The organism is Acinetobacter sp. ABJ_C5_2 (assembly GCF_044538485.1).
Classification (GTDB): Bacteria; Pseudomonadota; Gammaproteobacteria; order Pseudomonadales; family Moraxellaceae; genus Acinetobacter; species Acinetobacter nosocomialis_A.
The window spans coordinates 15415-35112 of sequence record NZ_JBIUCS010000002.1 but is presented as its reverse complement, the minus strand read 5'-3'; the positions used below and the strand labels follow the sequence as shown (position 1 = coordinate 35112).

Here is a 19698-nt window from a genome sequence, read left to right as displayed (position 1 = left end):
TTACCGTATAAGCAAAATGTATTTATGATTTTATGAGCACAAAGGTTTTCACTTGGCTTGAACAAGTGTAAAATCTTTCAGGTTTTTTAATTTTGATTTACACCGTTTTTATATTTTGAGGCTTGCCTCGATCATAATCTCGCGGTGAAATGCTCCTTCGTATAGGGCATCACTCCTTAAGGATTTTTCTATGCCAATTATCACATTGCCAAATGGCGATCAAAAGAGTTTTGATCACCCTGTATCTGTTATGGAAGTCGCTCAAAGTATTGGGCCTGGTTTAGCAAAAAATACTGTTGCTGGACGAGTAAATGATCGCTTAGTTGATGCATGTGACTTAATTACCGAAGACTCGACCTTACAAATTATCACTCCAAAAGATGAAGAAGGTCTTGAGATCATTCGCCACTCTTGTGCACACCTTGTAGGGCATGCAGTAAAGCAACTTTTCCCTGAAGCAAAGATGGTGATTGGTCCAGTCATCGAAGAAGGTTTCTATTACGATATCTGGATGCCACGTCCTTTTACATTGGATGATATGGCAGCAATCGAAGAGCGTATGAAAAAGCTCATCGATCAAGATTATGACGTTATCAAAAAAATGACACCGCGTGATGAAGTCATCAAAGTATTCACTGACCGCGGCGAAGAATATAAATTACGTCTTGTGGAAGACATGCCTGAAGAAAAAGCAATGGGCTTGTACTACCACCAAGAATATGTAGATATGTGTCGTGGTCCGCACGTACCGAACACAAAATTCTTAAAATCATTCAAGCTTACTAAAATCTCTGGTGCTTACTGGCGTGGTGATGCGAAGAATGAACAGCTTCAACGTATCTATGGTACTGCTTGGGCTGATAAAAAACAGTTAGCAGCTTACATCAAGCGTATTGAAGAAGCTGAAAAGCGTGACCACCGTAAAATTGGTAAAGCATTAGACTTATTCCATATGCAAGAAGAAGCACCAGGTATGGTGTTCTGGCATGCAAATGGTTGGACTATTTATCAAGTACTAGAGCAGTACATGCGTAAAGTTCAGCAAGACAATGGTTACCAAGAAATTAAAACTCCGCAAATCGTAGACTTTACGCTTTGGGAGAAATCTGGTCACGCAGCAAACTATGCAGAAAACATGTTTACGACTCATTCTGAAAGTCGTAACTATGCTGTAAAACCAATGAACTGTCCTTGTCACGTTCAAGTGTTCAACCAAGGATTAAAATCTTATCGTGATTTACCAATTCGTTTAGCTGAGTTTGGTTCTTGTCACCGTAATGAACCATCTGGTTCTTTACACGGTATTATGCGTGTTCGTGGCTTTACACAAGATGATGCACATATCTTCTGTACTAAAGAACAGATCGGTAAAGAAGTTGCAGACTTTATTAAACTCACTTTAGATGTTTATAAAGATTTTGGCTTTGAAGAAGTTCAAATGAAGTTATCTACTCGCCCGGAAAAGCGTGTAGGTGATGACGCACTTTGGGATTTAGCTGAAAAATCTTTAGCAGATGCTTTAGATGAAGCTGGTCTTAAATGGGAATTGCAGCCGGGTGAAGGCGCATTTTATGGTCCAAAGATTGAGTTCTCTTTAAAAGACTGTCTTGGTCGTGTATGGCAATGTGGTACCATTCAGTGTGACTTCAACTTGCCAGTTCGTTTAGACGCTTCTTATGTAACTGAAGAAAACGAACGTGATCAGCCTGTAATGTTGCACCGTGCAATTCTTGGTAGTTTTGAGCGTTTTATTGGTATACTAATTGAACACTACGCTGGTTTTATGCCACCTTGGTTGTCACCTGTACAAGCATGTGTCATGAACATTACCGACGCTCAAGCGGAAGCAAGTGAGCAAGTTGTGGCAAAACTCAAGGAAAATGGCCTTCGCGCTATTTCTGACTTGAGAAATGAAAAAATCGGATTTAAGATTCGTGAGCGTACTCTAGAGCGCATTCCTTACCTGTTAGTTCTTGGTGATCGAGAAGTTGAAGAAGGTACAGTGAATGTACGTACTCGCTCAGGAAAAAATTTAGGTACTATGTCAGTGGATGCTTTCATTGACTTAGTGAAATCTGCCGTCGCCGAACGTGGCCGGTATATTGTGGAGTAAGAAAGATTAAACAGCCTGACCGTAACCAACAACAAGGTGCAAAGAGTAACCGTCCAGCAATTAACGATGAGATCCGTGCAAAAGAAGTACGCCTCGTCGCTGCTGATGGTGAGCAAAAAGGAATTGTTTCATTAAATGAAGCACTGCGTGCTGCTGAGGATGCAGATCTTGACCTTGTTGAGATTGTCGCAAACGCTGAGCCGCCTGTTTGTAAAATCATGGATTACAACAAGCACTTGTTTGACCTGAAACAGAAGCAAAAAGATGCCAAGAAAAAACAGCATCAAGTGCAAGTGAAGGAAATCAAACTACGCCCAGCAACTGATGTAGGTGATTATCAAGTTAAGCTTCGTGCTATTTTGAAGTTCCTTGAAGAAGGTAACAAAGTCAAAATCACCTTACGTTTCCGTGGTCGTGAAATGGCTCACCAACAACTTGGTTTAGCTCAATTACAAAAGATTGAAGCAGACGTAGCTGAGTTTGGTATTGTAGAGCAAGCTCCGAAAATGGAAGGTCGACAAATGGGTATGTTACTTGGACCGAAAAAGAAAAAGTAATACTCATAAAAAAGCACTGCAAAAGCAGTGCTTTTTTTTGCCTGTCATTTCGTGATTTAGTATCTTTAAAATGCGATTTAATAACTTTTTAAACCAAACTTACTCTCAAATTTTATGTGTTTTTTGGTGTTGGAGATATCATTGTATTAGCCAAAACATGATATAACGCAAGACGCAGTCATGATAACGATGAATAGGAAAATAGAATGATTGATCTATATTATTGGGGAACACCCAATGGACATAAAATCACAATTGCCTTAGAAGAAATGGGACTGGATTACACCCTTTATCCAATTAATATTTTAGAAAATGATCAATTTCAACCAGATTTCCTGAAAATTTCCCCGAATAATAAAATTCCTGCAATTGTCGATCAGGACGGTCCACGTGGTGAGCCAATTTCAGTATTTGAATCTGGTGCGATCTTACAATATTTAGGTAGAAAAACTGGCTTATTCTATCCAACAGATGAACAAGAGCGAGTTGAAGTTGAACAATGGCTCATGTGGCAAATGGGTGGACTAGGGCCTATGCTTGGGCAGAATCATCATTTTAACCGCTTTGCGCCAGAGAAAATTCCTTATGCTATAGACCGATATGTAAATGAGACTAAGCGTTTATATGGCGTATTAAACAAACAACTTATAGGGCAAAAATTTGTTGCGGGGGAATACTCAATTGCTGATATGGCAATTCTGCCTTGGATCTTGCGATATGAATGGCAGGGGATTCAATTAGAGGACTATCCATATGTGCAAGAATATATTGTCCGCCTAACAGCACGTCCTGCGGTACAAAAAGCTTTATCAATTAAAGTCATCTAATTTTGCTTGGTAGCGCAATGAATAAAGTGAAAGGTAGTTTGGTTTTAATTTAATATGCTAAGTTACTTTTTACTTTTTTTGAGTGCTTTTGGAGCGGCTACATTATTACCGCTACAATCAGAAGCTGTACTCGCTGCTTTATTATTAAAAAATCAACATTCCGCTTTTCTTCTCATTTCAATTGCTACTTTCGGAAATGTACTCGGTTCATGTGTGAACTGGTGGTTAGGTTTAAAAATAGAACAGTTTAAACATAAAAAATGGTTCCCAGTTTCTGAAAAACGTCTAGAACAAGCTCAACGTTTTTATCATAAGTATGGCTTTTATTCGCTGCTTTTAAGTTGGACACCTGTGATTGGTGATCCAATTACTTTGGTTGCTGGCTTATTCAAAGAAAATTTTTGGCGCTTTTTATTTATGGTTCTTATTGCTAAGGCTGGGCGTTATATTTTCATTTATTGGGTAATTACAGACTTTATTTAAAGTAAAAGCATCCGAAGATGCTTTTATTAAAAGGATTTAATTAGTCTTCTGAGCTTTTGGTAATGTCGACTTTAAATAGGTCGTTGGTTTTTAACCAACAGAACGTGACCACTGCAAGTGTCATACAACCACCAAAAATAGTCGCGGCAATCGTTCCCAAATATTTAGCTGCTAGGCCTGATTCAAATGCACCCAATTCATTACTAGATGAAACGAACATTCCATTTACAGCCGCAACGCGACCACGCATATTTTCTGGCGGGAAAATTTGCAAAATGGTTTGTCTAACCACAACTGAAATACTGTCACAAGCACCTGTCATCGCCAGTGCAAATAGTGATAACCACATATTGTTTGAGAAAGCGAAAAGGATTGTAAATATACCAAACCCAGCAACTGCTAATAGCATGTTACGCCATGCGTGCTGAGTTGGAGGAAAACGAGTCAAAGCAATCATGGTAATGAGGGCACCAATAGATGGCGCGGCACGTAGATAACCTAAGCCTTCTGGTCCCACTTTTAAAATATCTTCGGCAAAGATAGGTAGTAGGGCAATCACACCTCCAAATAAAACAGAGGCAAGGTCTAATGAAATAGCCCAGAGAACTATTTTGGTTTTCCAGATAAAGCGGAAACCATCACCTAAACTTTCTAATACATTGGTAGTTTCAATTTTAGGAAAGCTTCGTTTTTGTAATAAATTAATCAGAATAAAACAGATGCTGAGTAGGGCTGCAACACTAAAAAGACTGGTTTCTCTGCCTAAATAAGCAAGCATAAACCCACCTAGCATAGGCCCAATAATCACACCACTTTGCCAACCAATCGTTGTCCATGTTGCGCCATTGGCATAAAGCTCGCGTGGAATTAAGAATGGTTTCAATGATGTAGCAGAGGGATTATAAAACCCGCGTATGGTACCTAAGCCAAAAATGACTGCATAAATACCCCAAGAAAGGAAATTTACGCTGATATGGCCTAAACCATACAGATGGAACAACAGCCACAAAACTAAAGGTAGAGGCACTGAGAAAAATAAACAGATTTTCATGATGACCTGTTTATTAAACTTATCAGCAAAATAGCCACCCCAAAGGGATAGGGCAATAAATGGAATGGCTTCTGCGAGACCAATTAAACCTAAAGTTAGAGGATCTTTGGTAATTTGATAAAGTGAATAAGCAACAATAATTTCTTGAATCAAAATTGCTAACGTTAAGCAAAATTGATTAATGGTAACAATAGAGAAATCTCTATAGCGCAGTGCAGCGAATGCATCATGTTTCTGCATTTGAAATATCGTATGTTGATAATTTGAACATATTATAGAGCTAAACAAGCCATGATGTTGAATTTATTAGCAGTGACCAATCTCTAAATAAACAATATAAATTTTTAATTTGTTAAGACATCAATCCAAAAAAATGCTACGAGTAGTTTTAATTTTAGTCAGCATGCTATAAAATACGCGCTTCCTTACCTGCAGGTCGATTTTGCAATGGTGCAATCGCGCCGAACAGGTGCCTAAAAGAGGTTACTATGGCTAAGTTAAAAACTCGCCGTGGTGCAGCTAAACGCTTCAAAGCGACTGCAAACGGTTTTAAGCGTAAACAAGCGTTCAAGCGCCACATCTTGACCAAAAAATCTGCTAAACGTATCCGTCAATTACGCGGCTGTGTAATGGTTCATGTTTCTGACATGAATTCAGTTCGTCGTATGTGCCCATACATCTAAGGAGATTATAAATGGCTCGTGTAAAACGTGGTGTAGTGGCTCATCGTCGTCACAAAAAAATTCTTGCTCGCGCTAAAGGTTACTATGGTGCTCGTTCACGCGTTTACCGCGTAGCGTTCCAAGCGGTAATCAAAGCTGGTCAATACGCTTACCGTGACCGCCGTCAAAAGAAACGTCAATTCCGTGCTCTATGGATTGCGCGTATCAATGCTGGTGCTCGTCAAAACGGTTTGTCTTACAGCCGTATGATCGATGGCTTGAAAAAAGCTCAAGTGATCATCGACCGTCGCGTATTAGCTGACATCGCTATGCATGATGCAGTAGCATTTGCTGCTTTAGCTGAAAAAGCTAAAGGCGCATTAGCTGCATAAGCTTAGAGATTCAAAAAAAGACCGCTTTTTAGCGGTCTTTTTTATTTTTAGTGGTTCTATTTTAAAAAAGAAAATAATCAGAGATAAATGATGAAAGACGAAAAATTTCTAAATGATTTAATTCAAAAAGTACAGCAAGGTCACCAGTTCAAATATTTATATTTCTGGGGACATACTCCTAAGAAAGCTAATCTTATTGATAAAAGCTGTTTTAGCCAGTGGTTTCCTGCGCAATTTAATGTAGAAGGTATTGAATACTTTACTGCTGAGCACTATATGATGGCACAAAAAGCAAAATTATTTAATGATAAAGAAATTTTTGCACAGATTTTGCAGGTTAAACATCCGAATGAAGCGAAGCAATTAGGCCGTAAAGTACGTAATTATAATGAACAGATATGGCAAGAAAAACGTTTTGACATCGTGGTGCAGGCGAATTTTGCTAAATTCTCACAGCATCCGGAGTTAAAAAAATTCTTATTAGCAACAAAAGACCGTATTTTGGTTGAAGCATCTCCAGTCGATAAAATTTGGGGTGTTGGTATGGCGCAAGACCATCCACACATTCAAGATCCATCTCTATGGCAAGGACTAAATTTGTTGGGTTTTGCTTTAATACATGTTCGAGAGTTACTTTTAACTGAGTAGATTAGTACGAGACGAATTAATGCTTCACTCTAAAAAGTAGTGACATGAGGGAAGTGAATTGAAACCATTAAATGACACAGATATTCGTATAGCATCATTTAAGGATGCATTGTCTATTGCAGAAGTACATGTACAGAGTTGGAAAGAAACCTATACAGGTATGATTAAGCAAGAAATATTGAATAAGCTTAACGTACTAGATAAACAACAGTTATGGAAAGAGATAAGTAGAAGTCCTGATCATAAGTTATTTATCTATACTGAAAATGGAGTAGTGAAAGGCTTTCTCGATGGTTATTTAAATCCGGAAAATAATATTGCTGAAATTCGTGCTTTTTATTTATTAGGAGAAATTCAAAGAAAAGGAGTAGGGCGTGCGTTATTCCAAAAGTTCTATCAATGCGCTTTAAATCAAGGTTATGCTTTTATTCGTTTAGAGGTTTTTAATAAAAATCCAAGTCGCTTCTTCTATGAAAAAATGGGAGCCAAATTAACTGGTGAAGCCGAACTACCAGAGTTCGGCCTCGGAATAACAGAACTATTTTATGAATGGGAACTTTAATCTTGATTAAAGACCAAAATAATAAGCTAAGGCACAAATAATTATTGTCAGAACAATAAGCTTGATTACACCTGTTCCTCCAGCCTTATGATGAGGTGCTTTTAAATGAGCTGCGGACTCATTCGTTGCATCAAAAGGAGAAGGTTTCTCAACAGGTTTTAATTGAGCTGTTTGATAGTGATTTGCTGCTTTCACAATAAGTTTTGCAAATAGGTCGTCAGTTTTGTGGGTAAAGTTTCTTAAGTTAATAATTTGTTCTTGGTCTAAGTCTTCCCCTAAAGGATCATTTGCGGTGCGTTTTTTCTGCTCTAAATAATCTGATAAGGCCTGAGTGCGGTAGAGGAGTTGATGTGCACAATCTGCTGGGTAGCTTTCAGGTATAAGTGCAAGAGTTGGTTGATGCTCTACCGAAATTTGATGTGTTGACCCATCAAAATATTTTTTCTGAAATTCTGGTTCTTCAAAACCTGCTGCATACTTACTTCGAAATAACTCAGTTTCCATAAAGTTTGCAATTTCATCCCATTGAGGTGCTTTTAAGTCAGCTTCAACTTTTTTAGATAATTTTTCATTCAATTCAAAACGCCAGAAAGTCTCTAAGCGTAAATCGCTGCGTTGAGTCAGAGGCGGCTCAAACTCGTTATCGCTGCTGTACCATTCGGCAAGCTCATGTCCAAAAATCCATGCGATTTTTTTATTGTTTTGATGGCTTACAATAAAATGGGTATAGGGTAAAAGTTCTACATTATTATTTGGATTTTGCTCTTCATTTAAGATGGTTGATAAGTGAAGAGAGATTTGGGTTGTTCCCTGTTTTTTGAGTGCTTCTAGCCAAACTTGGAAATGTTGAGCAAGTAAATGCTGTGAAACTAAGTCACGAAACTGAAAACTATGTTGGTCAAAAATATGATGTTGTCGCCATTGGTTGAAGCTTAAATTCTGGCGAAGGTATTCATTACCGTAGGTCACAAGTGTAAGTTGTTGTTTCCAAATCTGATTGAGCGCCATAATAATTGATCTCATTGACGATAGTATTATTTTATACGTTTTATCTTTTTGTTGCCTAATACATTTTTCATGATGGATAAACTTCATCAATACGGTGAAAAACTGTTAGAATGCAGTGTTTTATTATATTTTTAAATTTGTTGCTTTGAGAGTTAATATGTCACTGGAAGCCCTGACCACAGAAGCGCTTGCTGCCATTGCAGCAGCTCAAGACCTTGTTGCACTTGATCAGGTGCGTGTGCAATTTACAGGGAAAAAAAGCCAGCTTGCAGAACAATCGAAAGCATTAGGGAAAATGGACCCTGAAGAACGTAAAGTACAAGGTGCTGCGATTCATGCTGTTCGAGAAACAATTAATAGCGCTTTAACTGAGCGTCAAACGGCATTACAACAAGCTGCGCTAGCGCAAAAACTAGCAAATGAGACCATTGATATTACTTTACCAGGTCGTGGACAGCGCATTGGTACAGTTCATCCTGTTACTCAAGTACAAGAACGTATTTGCCAGTTCTTTACTAAAGCTGGTTTTACAGTTGCAACAGGACCAGAAGTTGAAGATGACTATCATAACTTTGAAGCATTAAATATTCCTGGGCACCACCCTGCACGTGCCATGCACGATACTTTCTATTTCGATGCAAACCATTTGTTGCGTACGCATACTTCTGGTGTGCAAATTCGTACCATGGAAACAAGTCAGCCGCCAATTCGTATTGTATGTCCGGGCCGTGTATACCGCTGTGACTCAGACCAAACGCATTCGCCAATGTTCCATCAAATCGAAGGTTTGTACGTTGCTGAGAACACCAGCTTTGCTGAATTAAAAGGTTTATTAATTAACCTACTGAATGAATTTTTTGAGAAAGATTTAAAAGTACGTTTCCGCCCATCATATTTCCCATTTACAGAGCCTAGTGCAGAAGTAGATATCATGGATGAGCGTGGACGTTGGTTAGAAGTATTAGGCTGTGGCATGGTACATCCAAATGTATTACGTGCTGCGGGTATTGATCCTGATAAATACAAAGGCTTTGCTTTTGGTTTAGGGGTAGAGCGTTTTGCAATGTTGCGTTATGGCATCAATGACTTGCGTATGTTCTATCAAAATGATGTGCGTTTTTTACGCCAATTTGCCTAACATTTTTTCAGGATTAAATAAGGTTTATAAAGATGAAGATTAGCGAAAATTGGTTACGCACATGGGTTAACCCAGCCATTGATAGTGATACATTATCTGATCAGTTGACTATGCTTGGTCTTGAGGTAGATGAACTAGCACCTGTTGCTAAGCCATTTACTGGGGTTGTGGTTGGTGAAGTTTTAACAGTTGAGCAACACCCTGATGCAGATCGTCTGCGTGTCACAACAGTGAATATTGGTTCAGGTGAGCCTCTGCAAATTGTATGTGGTGCTCCTAACGTTCGTGCTGGCATGAAAGCACCTGTCGCAACTATTGGCGCAGTATTACCAGGCGATTTTAAAATCAAAAAAGGTAAGCTTCGGGGTGTCGAGTCACAGGGTATGCTGTGCGGCGCTTCTGAAATTGACCTTGAAGATAAAATCGATGGTTTACTTGAGCTACCTGCCGATGCTCCAGTAGGGGTAAACATCCGTGAATACTTAAAACTTGATGATAACGTCATCGATATCAGTATTACACCAAACCGTGGTGACTGTTTCAGTATCCGTGGTATCGCACGTGAGATTGCAGTAATTAACCAACTGCAAATGAATGAGCCTGAAATCAAATCAGTTGATGCGACAATCACTGATGAGAAAAAAGTAGTGATCAGCACGGATGGTGCTCCACGCTACTTAGGACGTGTAGTTAAAAACGTGAATATAAAAGCTGCAACTCCAGAGTGGATGGAACAAGCTTTAGCACGTTCAGGAATTCGTACTCACAGTATTCTGGTTGATGTAACGAACTATGTCCTCATGGAATTAGGTCAGCCAATGCATGCTTTCGATTTAGCTAAAATCGAAGGAACTGTACATGTACGTCAAGCTCATCCACTAGAAAAGTTGCAACTTTTGAATGATCAAGAAGTTGAGTTGCAAGAAGATGTGATGGTGATTGCAGATGACCAGAAAGCACTAGCAATCGCTGGTATTATGGGCGGTCTAGCATCAAGTGTAACTGATGATACGGCTGATATCTTCTTGGAGAGCGCATTCTTCGCTCCGCTTGCGATTGCTGGGCGTGCTCGCCGTTTTGGTTTACATACAGATTCTTCGCAACGTTATGAACGCGGTGTAGATTTTGAATTGCCATTAATTGCGATGAATCGTGCTTCTCAGCTCATTCAAGAATTAGCGGGTGGTGAGTTTGGTCCTATCACTGTAGCTGAAAAAACTGATTTACTTCCAAAACGTGAAGCTATTGAACTCAAGCAAGCTCAAGTAGACCAATTATTGGGATATCAAGTTGCTGCTGATTTCATTACAGATGCTTTAACTCGACTAGGGTGTAAAGTAACTGTTAAAGCTGAAGGTGAGTGGAGCGTTGTTCCACCATCACATCGCTACGATATGGCAATTTATCAAGATTTGATTGAAGAAGTTGCACGTATTGATGGTTATGACAATATCCAGATTAGCTTACCAAGTATGGATGTTCAGCTTGCTAAGTACCAAGATCGTTTTGAAATTGCACAACTACGCCAAACAGTAGTCACTTTGGGTTACCAAGAAGCAATCAGCTTTAGCTTTGCTGATGCAAAACTTGAAAAGCAGTTAAACCCGCAAGTAAATCCACTCATGCTAGCAAATCCAATTTCAAGTGATTTAGCAGTAATGCGTAGCACATTGCTTTCTAGTTTAATTCCTTGTGTACAATATAATTTAAACCGTCAACAAAGCCGTGTGCGTTTCTTTGAGCTTGGTTTGCGTTTTGATTATCAAGATGCCACTTCTATTCAAGACTTAAAGCAAATCCCGACATTAGCGTTAATTGCTGTAGGTTCTCGTGAACCAGAATCATGGCATGCTAAGCCACAGCCAATGGATTTCTTCGATTTCAAAGGTGAAGTAGAAGAAGTTTTAGCTGCTGGACGTGTCAAAGTCGAATATGTTCGTTCAGAGCGTGCTTGGTTACATCCAGGACAATCTGCTGAAATCTTAGTTGATGGCCAATCAATTGGTTACCTAGGTCGTTTGCATCCATCTTTAGAAAATGAGCTCGATTTGAGCACAACTTGGGTTGCTGAGCTTGATCAGGCAGCAGTTTTGCAATCTTATGTATCTAATTTTACAGAATTATCACGTTTTCCTTCGGTTAGACGTGATATTGCGCTTTTAATCTCTGATAATATAAATGTTAGAGATATTCAGCAGTTAATCGAAAAAACTGGTGGAGAGCTTTTAGACTCTACTTGGTTATTCGATGTGTATACGGGGCAGGGTGTCGAAGAAGGTAAGCGCTCATTAGCGTTTGCATTATTATGGCAACATCCTTCACGTACGCTTGAAGATGCTGAAATTAAATCTGGTATGGACAATATAATCCAAGTGTTGGAAAACACTTATCAAGCGACATTGAGGGCCTCATGACAGCACTAACTAAAGCAGACATGGCTGATCATTTAAGTGAGTTAACCAGCTTAAATCGCCGTGAAGCAAAACAAATGGTCGAGTTGTTCTTTGACGAAATTAGCCAAGCGCTTATCGCGGGTGAGCAGGTTAAGCTTTCTGGTTTTGGTAATTTCGAACTTAGAGATAAACGCGAGCGTCCAGGACGTAATCCAAAAACAGGCGAAGAAATTCCGATTTCTGCACGCCGTGTAGTGACCTTTAGAGCGGGTCAGAAATTTAGACAACGCGTTGGAAATGAGCAGATCGATTGATCTGCTTTTTTTATTTATAATTTTAAATAAACCTAGAATAAATATTTCTTAATATTAGAAAAGTATGCTTAGCCGTTGATACATCAAATCTATTTTGATGCGTAAACATAAAATTTAGGTATAAAAAAAGAGGACATAAAGTCCTCTTTTTTTATCTAATCTAAAATATAGATTAGTGTGCAGCAGAAGCAGCAGCGTCAGAAGCAGCAACGTCAGAAGCAGCAGCAGCAACGTCAGAAGCAGCAGCAGCAGTTTCAGAAGCAGCAGCGTCAACAGCAGTAGCAGCTTCAGAAGCAGCAGCAGTAGCTTCAGAAGCAGCAGCTACAGCTTCAGAAGCAGCAGCAGCAGCAGGAGCTTCTTCTTTCTTAGTACAACCAACGAAAGCTAAAGTAGCAGCAACAGCAGCAGCAACAGCGAATTTTTTGAATAACATGGCATCACTCTCACAAAAAAAATTTGAGATTAAAAAAACCTAAGTTAGGCTGTTTTGCTTTTATTATTCCTAAACGTAGCTAGGTAACAACGCATGGAGCAGTCTAACTGGTCTGCCGCTATGCTATCACTGCGCATGTTGAAATACTACTGTCACCTGTCAAAAAAGCGCAGAAAAATCGAAAAAACAGTCTGTTTTTTAACAGAAAAAAACAATCAAATAGATTGGATATATTGGAAAAGGTATAAGTAAACTGCTAAAAAACATAATTTTTTTATATTAAAAATATTTGTTTTCAAAAGCTTAAATATATACTTACACAAGGAATAGTAAAATGTAATTTTGTGTAAAGCATGTCAACCAAATAAAAAAGCTACTCATGAGAGTAGCTTCTTGGGAACAACTTAATGATTAAGTTGAAGCTTTACGTTTCATTTGATCAAAGAAATCATCATTTGTTTTGGTTTCTTTCATACGGTCAAGTAAGAATTCCATAGCAGCCAACTCATCCATAGGATGAAGGAGTTTGCGAAGGATCCAGACTTTACGTAATTTATCTTCATCCATTAAACGTTCTTCACGACGTGTACCTGACTTCTTAATATTCATGGCAGGGAAGACACGTTTCTCAGCAATACGGCGATCAAGTGTAATTTCTTGGTTACCTGTACCTTTGAATTCTTCGTAAATTACATCATCCATTTTACTGCCAGTTTCAATAAGCGCAGTAGAGATGATTGTTAAAGAACCGCCTTCTTCGATGTTACGAGCAGCACCAAAGAAACGTTTTGGACGTTCTAATGCATGTGCATCTACACCACCAGTTAATACCTTACCTGATGAAGGGATTACAGTGTTATATGCACGAGCCAAACGTGTAATAGAGTCAAGCAAAATCACAACATCTTTTTTATGTTCAACAAGACGTTTTGCTTTTTCAATGACCATTTCAGCTACTTGTACGTGACGTGCAGGTGCTTCATCAAATGTTGAAGCAACGACTTCACCGCGTACAGTACGTTCCATTTCAGTTACTTCTTCTGGGCGCTCATCAATGAGTAAAACAATAAGGAACACTTCCGGATTGTTTCTCACAATAGATTGAGCAATGTTTTGAAGTAACATTGTTTTACCCGCTTTTGGCGGTGCAACAATAATCGAACGTTGACCTTTACCAATTGGGGCAACTAAGTCGACAACACGAGCAGTTAAGTCTTCTGTTGTACCATTACCTAGTTCCATAACCAATTGTTCGGTTGGGAAAAGGGGAGTTAAGTTTTCAAATAAAATTTTATTTCGAGAATTTTCAGGCGTGTCATAGTTAATCTGATTAACTTTGAGTAACGCGAAATAACGCTCACCTTCTTTCGGAGGGCGAATAGTACCTGTGATGGTATCACCTGTACGCAAGTTAAAGCGTCGGATTTGTGAAGGACTCACATAAATATCATCCGGACCTGCTAAATACGAACCTGCGGCAGAGCGCAAAAAACCAAAACCATCAGAGAGAATTTCAAGAACGCCGTCACCAAAAATTTCTTCGCCATTCATTGCATGGCGTTTCAAGATGGCAAAGATAATATCTTGCTTTCGGTTACGAGCCATACCTTCAAGGCCCATAAATTCAGCAATTTTAATTAGTTCGCCGATTGGTTTTTTCTTGAGTTCAGTTAAATTCATAAGGGTCAGAATTAGGAAAGAGTAGAGTGTGGTTTAAAAGAAGAAAAATCGCTCGCATACAAAAAAGAGTATCGCAATTGTATTTACACAATAACAATTCAGAAGTCTGATTAACTGTTTCGAAGAGAAATGTGAAAAAACAATTTCTGTTGCCGAGTGGCGATCTTTATGTTTGTGTCTTGTAAGAAGCCGGACAGAAGACGATTCCCTTCAGTGCCTCTTGAGCATGCAATATAAGTGAGATCAGCTAATTTGTCAATTTATAGCCGAAAAAAATACGCTATAGAGATATAGCGTATTTTCATCTGTAACGTTTCGTCTTAAACGTTTTCGTCAATGAAGCTAACGAGTTTAGAACGAGGTACAGCACCGATTTGCTGAGCTACTACTTCACCATTTTTGAAAAGTAATAAAGCAGGAATATTACGGATATTGTATTTCACTGCAGTATCTTCACAAGAAGTCACGTCAACTTTAACGATTTTTACTTTACCAGCATATTCACTTGATAAATCTTCAAGAACAGGTGCAATTGCTTTACAAGGTGCACACCAACCTGCCCAGAAGTCAACAAGTACAGGTGTTTCTGCATCTAGAACATCTGCTTGGAAGTTATCATCAGTTGTATTTACAATAGTCGCAGACATGGTAGGGCTCCAATTTTTAGAAAAAAGTGCTATCACTATATGAGGATATAATCTCTATCAGTATTACATAGCTACTTAGTTCAATGTAAGGGTTTGATGCTATTATTCAAGGCTTAACTGAATTTGTCTAATGGATGCTCACGATATTCACCATCGGCTTGTACAATCGTTTAACAAATAGAAAAATATCGATGTCTATTAATTGTTGATGAAAATGGCTTTTCAATTGCATTCTTGTGAATTACTCTAGGCGTGAATTGTTATGGGTTTAGTTCAATAATGTCTGATTTTCTGATTGATGAAGAATTACTTGCTGCCATAGATATGGGGTCGAACAGTTTTCACCTTGCAATTGCACGGGTAGATCACGGTGAAGTTAAAAAAGTGGCTTCAATGTCAGAAAAAGTACAGCTTGCGGCTGGTCTTGATGAAAATAAAAATTTAACAGAAGCAGCACAACAACGTGGATTAGCATGTTTAGCTCGTTTTGTGGGACGTTTAAGTTCTGTTCAACCCAATCGTTTAAGAATTGTGGCAACCAATGCTTTACGTCAGGCTAAAAATGGTCATGAATTTATTCAAAAAGCGGCCGAAATTTTACCTAAGCCTATTGAAATTATTGCGGGTCGTGAAGAAGCACGACTGATTTACCTTGGTGTATCTCACACGATGGCTAACGGTGGACGTCGTTTAGTTGTGGATATTGGTGGGGGATCTACCGAGTTTATTATTGGCGAAGAGTTTGAGCCAATTTATACCGAATCATTACAAATGGGATGTGTAGCTTATACAAAAGCCTATTTTGCTGATGGTGAAATCACACAAAAAGCATTCGATAAGGCAGTAGTTGCTGCCCGTAAAGAACTTTCAGCAATCGCAACGACTTATAAGATGGAAGGTTGGGATACTGTTGTTGGTTCAAGTGGAACTATTAAAGCCTGTCGTCAAATTATGGTGAATATGGGGTTAAGTGACGAACAAGAAAATGTCACTCGTGAAGGCCTCTATAAACTTAAAGATAAGTTACTTAAGTTCAAAAATATTTCTGAAATTGATTTTGAAGGACTTCGAGAAGACCGACGAGCAGTTTTGCCAGCCGGATTGGCAATTTTGTACGCAGTTTTTGAAGTATTGGAAATTGAATATTTGGCATATTCTGATGGTGCATTGCGTGAAGGAGTCATGTATGACCTGTTAGGTCGTTTTAAGCATGAAGATATCCGAGATCGTAGTGTACAAGCCCTTATGGGGCGCTATAACGCTGATCCGAAACAAGCAGAACGAGTTGTAAATACAGCTCAACAGTTATTTGATGGTGTGGCAAAACCACTTAATTTAACGAGTGAAGACAGTGACTTACTGCGCCGTGCTGCATATTTGCATGAAATTGGTTTAGCAATAAGTCATGGTGGTTACCATCGTCATGGTGCTTATTTATTACAGCATTCTGATATTCCAGGTTTCTCACAAATTGATCAAAACCATCTTTCACATTTGGTTGCTCATCATCGTCGCAAATTACGTAATGATGTAAAAAATGAAGTTTTAAAGGCTGGCGGTTATAAATTACTTTACTTAAGTTTATTACTTCGCCTTGCAGTTTTACTCAACCATAGTCGTAGTGATCAGATGCTTCCTGCCATTGAATTGACCATTATAAATGATCAACAATGGCAGCTTAGTGTTTCTGGTGATGCCAAACAATGGCCATTGTTAGTTGCCGACTTGCATGATGAGCAAGAGCAGTTTAAGCATTGGGACATTGAATTGAATATTCAGTCGGAAAAATTTATCGATTAAAGGGATAATATTCGACCTATGAAAAAAGCTACTCAGTCCAAAGCGTGGACAACGGTTCAAATTGCACGTCATCCTGATCGTCCGCAGTTTCTAGATTATGTCGGTGAAATCTTTACAGAGTTTGATGCCTTGCATGGTGATCGTTTGTTTGGTGACGATGGTGCGATGGTAGGTGGTCTTGCTCGTTTTGACGGTCAACCTGTGATGGTCATTGGACAACACCGTGGTCGTAGTACCCGTGAAAAATTAAAGCATAACTTTGGTATGGCGAACCCTGAAGGTTACCGTAAATCTCAGCGTTTATTAGATATGGCTGAGCGTTTTAATCTTCCGGTGTTCACATTTATTGATACGATGGGCGCATATCCAGGTGTTGGTGCTGAAGAACGTGGACAAGCTGAAGCAATTGCTACTAGCCTTGCTCAACTTTCAAGTTTGAAAGTTCCTGTTGTTGCAACAGTACTTGGTGAAGGTGGTTCTGGCGGTGCTTTAGGTATTGGTGTTGCAGACCGAGTAATTATGTTATCGCATAGTATTTATTCTGTAATTTCACCAGAAGGTTGTGCTTCTATTTTATGGAAGACTGCTGAAAAAGCGGCTCAAGCGAGTGAAGCTTTAGGTTTAACAGCAGATAAACTACAATCTCTAGGTATTGTTGAATATGTAGTAGATGAAGGTGAAGGGGCTCATTTAGACCCTGAGCGTGTTATGCAAAACCTAAAAGTGGTTTTGAAGCAAGCTTTGGAAGAGTTGCTACCAATGGATGCAAATGAACGATGCGAAGCACGTTATCAACGTTTAATGAAGTTTGGCAGCGAAAATTTAGGCATCACGTCTTAAAGCAGGCTCAAGAGTTTTCAGAAAATAGTTCTTTTCTTATTGGATGTAGTGGTGGCATGGATTCAATGCTACTACTACATTTAATGGCTCAAATTTTCCCTCAAAAGATCCGAGCAATTTACATTGATCATCAACTGCAAGAACAAAGTGCAGAATGGGGGGAATTTGTTGCCAGTCAGTCAACAAATTTAAATATTCCTTATATTATTCAAAAAGTTCAGATTTCTGATGGGAATCTGGAAGCTCAAGCACGTCAAGCACGTTATCAAGCTTATCAGCAACATTTACAAAAAAATGAAATTCTATTGCTTGCTCATCATCAGCAAGATCAGGCCGAAACAGCTATTTTACGGTTATTGTCAGGTACAGGTGTAGATGGACTTGCTGCGATGCAAGCCATTGATTACCGTGCAAACATGACAATTTGGCGCCCTTTTTTGGATCTAACACGTGAGCAAATTGCTTTTTGGACTGCTCAGCTTGAAGTTAAGTATATTGATGATCCAATGAACTATGATACCCATTACGATCGTGTGTGGTGTCGTGAAGAGCTTTGGCCATTTTTAACAAAACGATTTCCAAAAATGCAGCAGGCATTGAGCCGAACCAGTTATCTCATGCAAGATGCTTCTGAAATTTTAGAAGAGGTTTTGAAAGCCGATTTAAAGCATTGTGGAACAGCTGAATGCTTAGATTTAATTAAACTATTAGATTTGTCATCTGCCCGTCAACGTCAATTACTTTCTGCTTGGATGAAGGGTGATGGGCAATATCGGCCTGCATTTGAAATGGTCGAGCGCTTAAAGACTGAAGTTATTGAATCTAAGTCAGATGCTCAAGCTGCTTTACATTGGAACCAGTTTTACTATGTTCGTTATCAAAATATACTCTATAGGTTAAGTAAACAGGTTTATCTTGCTGAAACTTTAAATCCGGTTGAAGCTGAACTCGAGCATACATTTAAATTAGAAGAAAAGTGGCAGGGGGCTTCTGGAAGTTTTTATATTGTGTCTAAAGAAATTGGTTTAAGTCATTCTTTATTAAATAAAGAATTAAAAATAATTCGACGTCAAGGCGGTGAAAAAGTCCATTTATATGGTCGTGTTGGGCAATGGCCATTAAAAAAAGCGATTCAAGAGGCACATATTTTGCCTTGGCTTCGTCATACAATTCAAATATTAGTCATAGATAATGTTATGCTTGGGGTTTTTACACCGAAGGGATTTTGGTTGGCTCAGTCTCCGTATTGTGAGCAAGGGGGATGGCAACCAGATTTAATTTCTCATTTTTGTGATCTGGTAAATGGCGAATATGGTTATGACAAGTGCAGTAAATAGTAATATCTGTTTTATTGGTGGTGGTAATATGGCTCAAGCGTTGATCGGCGGGCTGATTTCAAGAGGTTTGCCGCCAACACGTATTACCGTTTCAGATCCAGTTGAACAAATCCGTCATTTATTACAAGAAAAAGAAGTTCATGTAACCCAAGATAATGTGGCTGCAATTAAAAATGCAGATGTTGTAGTACTTGCTGTAAAACCACAGGTTTTAGCAAATGTTCTACGCCCGTTGAAAGGCCTATTATCGGATAAACTGGTTATTTCGATTATTGCTGGTGCGGAAATTAAGACAATATCAAATCTTATTGATAGCGAACGAATTGTACGTGTTATGCCGAATACGCCAGCATTAGTTCAAACTGGCGCACATGGTATTTATGCGACTGATGTGGTTGGTGCTTCAGACCGTGAATTAACGAGTCAAATTTTAGCAGCAACTGGTTTAACAATTTGGGTAAACTCCGAAGCTCAAATTGATGCGGTAACGGCAGTTTCAGGTTCAGGTCCGGCTTATTTCTTCTACCTCATGGAAAGTATGATCCGCGCAGGTAAAAATCTAGGGCTAGATGAAAAAGTTGCAACTGCATTAACACTTCAAACAGCATTAGGTGCGGCTCAAATGGCAATTACGAGTTCAAATACTCCGTCTGAACTACGTAAAAATGTGACTTCACCGAATGGTACAACACAAGCTGCACTTGAAGTTTTTGATCGTGCACAAATCTCTCAAAATATTCAATCTGCATTAGCTGCTGCACAGAAACGTAGCCAAGAATTGGCTCAAGAACTGAGTGACAGTGCAAAATAGCT

At 39.0% G+C, this 19698-nt stretch carries 21 protein-coding genes and 1 pseudogene; 17 read left to right on the top strand and 5 right to left on the bottom strand.

From position 1 onward, the window contains the following. Positions 1 to 190: 190 nt before the first annotated feature. The 4 genes from thrS to ACH8JV_RS02815 all read left to right on the top strand — a co-directional run bounded on the left by thrS (position 191) and on the right by ACH8JV_RS02815 (position 3980). On the top strand, positions 191 to 2113 hold the full coding sequence (thrS, locus tag ACH8JV_RS02830) for a threonine--tRNA ligase (RefSeq protein ID WP_396519621.1): 1923 nt from the start codon (positions 191 to 193) through the stop codon (positions 2111 to 2113). A 5-nt stretch (positions 2114 to 2118) separates the two neighbouring features. After that, entirely contained in the window at positions 2119 to 2670 is a 552-nt protein-coding gene (gene infC, locus ACH8JV_RS02825) for a translation initiation factor IF-3 (RefSeq protein ID WP_079377112.1), read from the top strand. A 206-nt stretch (positions 2671 to 2876) separates the two neighbouring features. After that, positions 2877 to 3497, top strand: coding sequence for a glutathione S-transferase N-terminal domain-containing protein (locus ACH8JV_RS02820; RefSeq protein WP_000566575.1), 621 nt, complete (start codon positions 2877 to 2879; stop codon positions 3495 to 3497). Between the two features lie 54 nt (positions 3498 to 3551). After that, positions 3552 to 3980 carry a YqaA family protein gene (locus tag ACH8JV_RS02815; protein ID WP_004698584.1) on the top strand — a complete coding sequence of 143 codons (429 nt, stop codon included), beginning with the start codon at positions 3552 to 3554 and terminating at the stop codon, positions 3978 to 3980. Positions 3981 to 4020: 40 nt separating this feature from the next. On the opposite strand, the gene nreB is transcribed toward ACH8JV_RS02815, so the two are convergent. Then, the gene (gene nreB, locus ACH8JV_RS02810; protein WP_396519619.1) at positions 4021 to 5271 is read right to left on the bottom strand and encodes a nickel resistance MFS transporter NreB; all 1251 of its coding nucleotides are present in this window, start codon (positions 5269 to 5271) and stop codon (positions 4021 to 4023) included. Between the two features lie 129 nt (positions 5272 to 5400). On the opposite strand from nreB, the pseudogene ACH8JV_RS02805 reads away from it, so the two are divergent. The 5 genes and pseudogenes from ACH8JV_RS02805 to ACH8JV_RS02785 all read left to right on the top strand — a co-directional run. Continuing rightward, positions 5401 to 5508: pseudogene (locus ACH8JV_RS02805) on the top strand (hypothetical protein); the annotation flags it as partial. 11 nt (positions 5509 to 5519) lie between these two features. Further along, positions 5520 to 5714, top strand: a complete 195-nt coding sequence (gene rpmI, locus ACH8JV_RS02800) for a 50S ribosomal protein L35 (protein WP_002054552.1) — start codon at positions 5520 to 5522, stop codon at positions 5712 to 5714. Between the two features lie 11 nt (positions 5715 to 5725). Continuing rightward, entirely contained in the window at positions 5726 to 6085 is a 360-nt protein-coding gene (gene rplT, locus ACH8JV_RS02795; RefSeq protein ID WP_000124858.1) for a 50S ribosomal protein L20, read from the top strand. Positions 6086 to 6175: 90 nt separating this feature from the next. Beyond that, positions 6176 to 6733: an NADAR family protein gene (locus ACH8JV_RS02790; protein WP_396520002.1), complete on the top strand. Its 558-nt coding sequence runs from the start codon at positions 6176 to 6178 to the stop codon at positions 6731 to 6733. 58 nt (positions 6734 to 6791) lie between these two features. Next, positions 6792 to 7295 carry a GNAT family N-acetyltransferase gene (locus tag ACH8JV_RS02785; RefSeq protein WP_000803553.1) on the top strand — a complete coding sequence of 168 codons (504 nt, stop codon included), beginning with the start codon at positions 6792 to 6794 and terminating at the stop codon, positions 7293 to 7295. A 6-nt stretch (positions 7296 to 7301) separates the two neighbouring features. On the opposite strand, the gene ACH8JV_RS02780 is transcribed toward ACH8JV_RS02785, so the two are convergent. Next, entirely contained in the window at positions 7302 to 8303 is a 1002-nt protein-coding gene (locus tag ACH8JV_RS02780; RefSeq protein ID WP_396519617.1) for a hypothetical protein, read from the bottom strand. Positions 8304 to 8460: 157 nt separating this feature from the next. Between ACH8JV_RS02780 and pheS the strand changes: the two genes are divergently transcribed. Genes pheS through ACH8JV_RS02765 form a run of 3 tightly spaced genes read left to right on the top strand, consistent with a single transcriptional unit; the run spans position 8461 to position 12148 of the window. After that, positions 8461 to 9441, top strand: a complete 981-nt coding sequence (pheS, locus tag ACH8JV_RS02775; protein WP_002054514.1) for a phenylalanine--tRNA ligase subunit alpha — start codon at positions 8461 to 8463, stop codon at positions 9439 to 9441. 32 nt (positions 9442 to 9473) lie between these two features. Beyond that, positions 9474 to 11855, top strand: a complete 2382-nt coding sequence (gene pheT, locus ACH8JV_RS02770; RefSeq protein WP_396519615.1) for a phenylalanine--tRNA ligase subunit beta — start codon at positions 9474 to 9476, stop codon at positions 11853 to 11855. After that, positions 11852 to 12148: an integration host factor subunit alpha gene (locus tag ACH8JV_RS02765; RefSeq protein WP_000126166.1), complete on the top strand. Its 297-nt coding sequence runs from the start codon at positions 11852 to 11854 to the stop codon at positions 12146 to 12148. Before pheT ends, ACH8JV_RS02765 begins: the two co-directional genes overlap by 4 nt. 172 nt (positions 12149 to 12320) lie before the next feature. Here ACH8JV_RS02765 and ACH8JV_RS02760 read toward each other — a convergent pair whose 3' ends face one another. Then, positions 12321 to 12581, bottom strand: coding sequence for a hypothetical protein (locus tag ACH8JV_RS02760; RefSeq protein WP_396519613.1), 261 nt, complete (start codon positions 12579 to 12581; stop codon positions 12321 to 12323). Positions 12582 to 12674: 93 nt separating this feature from the next. Between ACH8JV_RS02760 and ACH8JV_RS02755 the strand changes: the two genes are divergently transcribed. Beyond that, positions 12675 to 12833 carry a hypothetical protein gene (locus ACH8JV_RS02755; protein WP_396519611.1) on the top strand — a complete coding sequence of 53 codons (159 nt, stop codon included), beginning with the start codon at positions 12675 to 12677 and terminating at the stop codon, positions 12831 to 12833. A 159-nt stretch (positions 12834 to 12992) separates the two neighbouring features. Here ACH8JV_RS02755 and rho read toward each other — a convergent pair whose 3' ends face one another. Then, positions 12993 to 14261: a transcription termination factor Rho gene (gene rho, locus ACH8JV_RS02750; RefSeq protein WP_001054522.1), complete on the bottom strand. Its 1269-nt coding sequence runs from the start codon at positions 14259 to 14261 to the stop codon at positions 12993 to 12995. A gap of 320 nt (positions 14262 to 14581) precedes the next feature. Continuing rightward, entirely contained in the window at positions 14582 to 14908 is a 327-nt protein-coding gene (gene trxA / locus ACH8JV_RS02745; RefSeq protein ID WP_002054512.1) for a thioredoxin, read from the bottom strand. 279 nt (positions 14909 to 15187) lie between these two features. Between trxA and ppx the strand changes: the two genes are divergently transcribed. Genes ppx through proC form a run of 4 tightly spaced genes read left to right on the top strand, consistent with a single transcriptional unit; the run spans position 15188 to position 19696 of the window. Beyond that, positions 15188 to 16708: an exopolyphosphatase gene (gene ppx / locus ACH8JV_RS02740; RefSeq protein ID WP_311069605.1), complete on the top strand. Its 1521-nt coding sequence runs from the start codon at positions 15188 to 15190 to the stop codon at positions 16706 to 16708. 18 nt (positions 16709 to 16726) lie between these two features. Continuing rightward, positions 16727 to 17548, top strand: a complete 822-nt coding sequence (locus ACH8JV_RS02735; protein WP_213688850.1) for an acetyl-CoA carboxylase carboxyltransferase subunit alpha — start codon at positions 16727 to 16729, stop codon at positions 17546 to 17548. Then, the gene (gene tilS, locus ACH8JV_RS02730; RefSeq protein ID WP_396519609.1) at positions 17485 to 18885 is read left to right on the top strand and encodes a tRNA lysidine(34) synthetase TilS; all 1401 of its coding nucleotides are present in this window, start codon (positions 17485 to 17487) and stop codon (positions 18883 to 18885) included. Before ACH8JV_RS02735 ends, tilS begins: the two co-directional genes overlap by 64 nt. Further along, positions 18860 to 19696 carry a pyrroline-5-carboxylate reductase gene (gene proC, locus ACH8JV_RS02725; protein ID WP_079377114.1) on the top strand — a complete coding sequence of 279 codons (837 nt, stop codon included), beginning with the start codon at positions 18860 to 18862 and terminating at the stop codon, positions 19694 to 19696. Before tilS ends, proC begins: the two co-directional genes overlap by 26 nt. The last annotated feature ends 2 nt before the right edge of the window (positions 19697 to 19698 follow it).

Coding starts and splice junctions, on each gene's coding strand:
- rplT (WP_000124858.1), top strand. CDS start 5,726: ATGGCTCGTGTAAAACGTGGTGTAGTGGCTCATCGTCGTCACAAAAAA.
- pheS (WP_002054514.1), top strand. CDS start 8,461: ATGTCACTGGAAGCCCTGACCACAGAAGCGCTTGCTGCCATTGCAGCA.
- proC (WP_079377114.1), top strand. CDS start 18,860: ATGGTTATGACAAGTGCAGTAAATAGTAATATCTGTTTTATTGGTGGT.
- tilS (WP_396519609.1), top strand. CDS start 17,485: ATGCGAAGCACGTTATCAACGTTTAATGAAGTTTGGCAGCGAAAATTT.
- ACH8JV_RS02780 (WP_396519617.1), bottom strand. CDS start 8,303: ATGGCGCTCAATCAGATTTGGAAACAACAACTTACACTTGTGACCTAC.
- trxA (WP_002054512.1), bottom strand. CDS start 14,908: ATGTCTGCGACTATTGTAAATACAACTGATGATAACTTCCAAGCAGAT.
- nreB (WP_396519619.1), bottom strand. CDS start 5,271: ATGCAGAAACATGATGCATTCGCTGCACTGCGCTATAGAGATTTCTCT.
- ACH8JV_RS02790 (WP_396520002.1), top strand. CDS start 6,176: ATGAAAGACGAAAAATTTCTAAATGATTTAATTCAAAAAGTACAGCAA.
- ACH8JV_RS02755 (WP_396519611.1), top strand. CDS start 12,675: ATGGAGCAGTCTAACTGGTCTGCCGCTATGCTATCACTGCGCATGTTG.
- ACH8JV_RS02815 (WP_004698584.1), top strand. CDS start 3,552: ATGCTAAGTTACTTTTTACTTTTTTTGAGTGCTTTTGGAGCGGCTACA.
- ACH8JV_RS02765 (WP_000126166.1), top strand. CDS start 11,852: ATGACAGCACTAACTAAAGCAGACATGGCTGATCATTTAAGTGAGTTA.
- ACH8JV_RS02820 (WP_000566575.1), top strand. CDS start 2,877: ATGATTGATCTATATTATTGGGGAACACCCAATGGACATAAAATCACA.
- pheT (WP_396519615.1), top strand. CDS start 9,474: ATGAAGATTAGCGAAAATTGGTTACGCACATGGGTTAACCCAGCCATT.
- rpmI (WP_002054552.1), top strand. CDS start 5,520: ATGGCTAAGTTAAAAACTCGCCGTGGTGCAGCTAAACGCTTCAAAGCG.
- rho (WP_001054522.1), bottom strand. CDS start 14,261: ATGAATTTAACTGAACTCAAGAAAAAACCAATCGGCGAACTAATTAAA.
- ppx (WP_311069605.1), top strand. CDS start 15,188: ATGTCTGATTTTCTGATTGATGAAGAATTACTTGCTGCCATAGATATG.
- ACH8JV_RS02760 (WP_396519613.1), bottom strand. CDS start 12,581: ATGTTATTCAAAAAATTCGCTGTTGCTGCTGCTGTTGCTGCTACTTTA.
- thrS (WP_396519621.1), top strand. CDS start 191: ATGCCAATTATCACATTGCCAAATGGCGATCAAAAGAGTTTTGATCAC.
- ACH8JV_RS02735 (WP_213688850.1), top strand. CDS start 16,727: ATGAAAAAAGCTACTCAGTCCAAAGCGTGGACAACGGTTCAAATTGCA.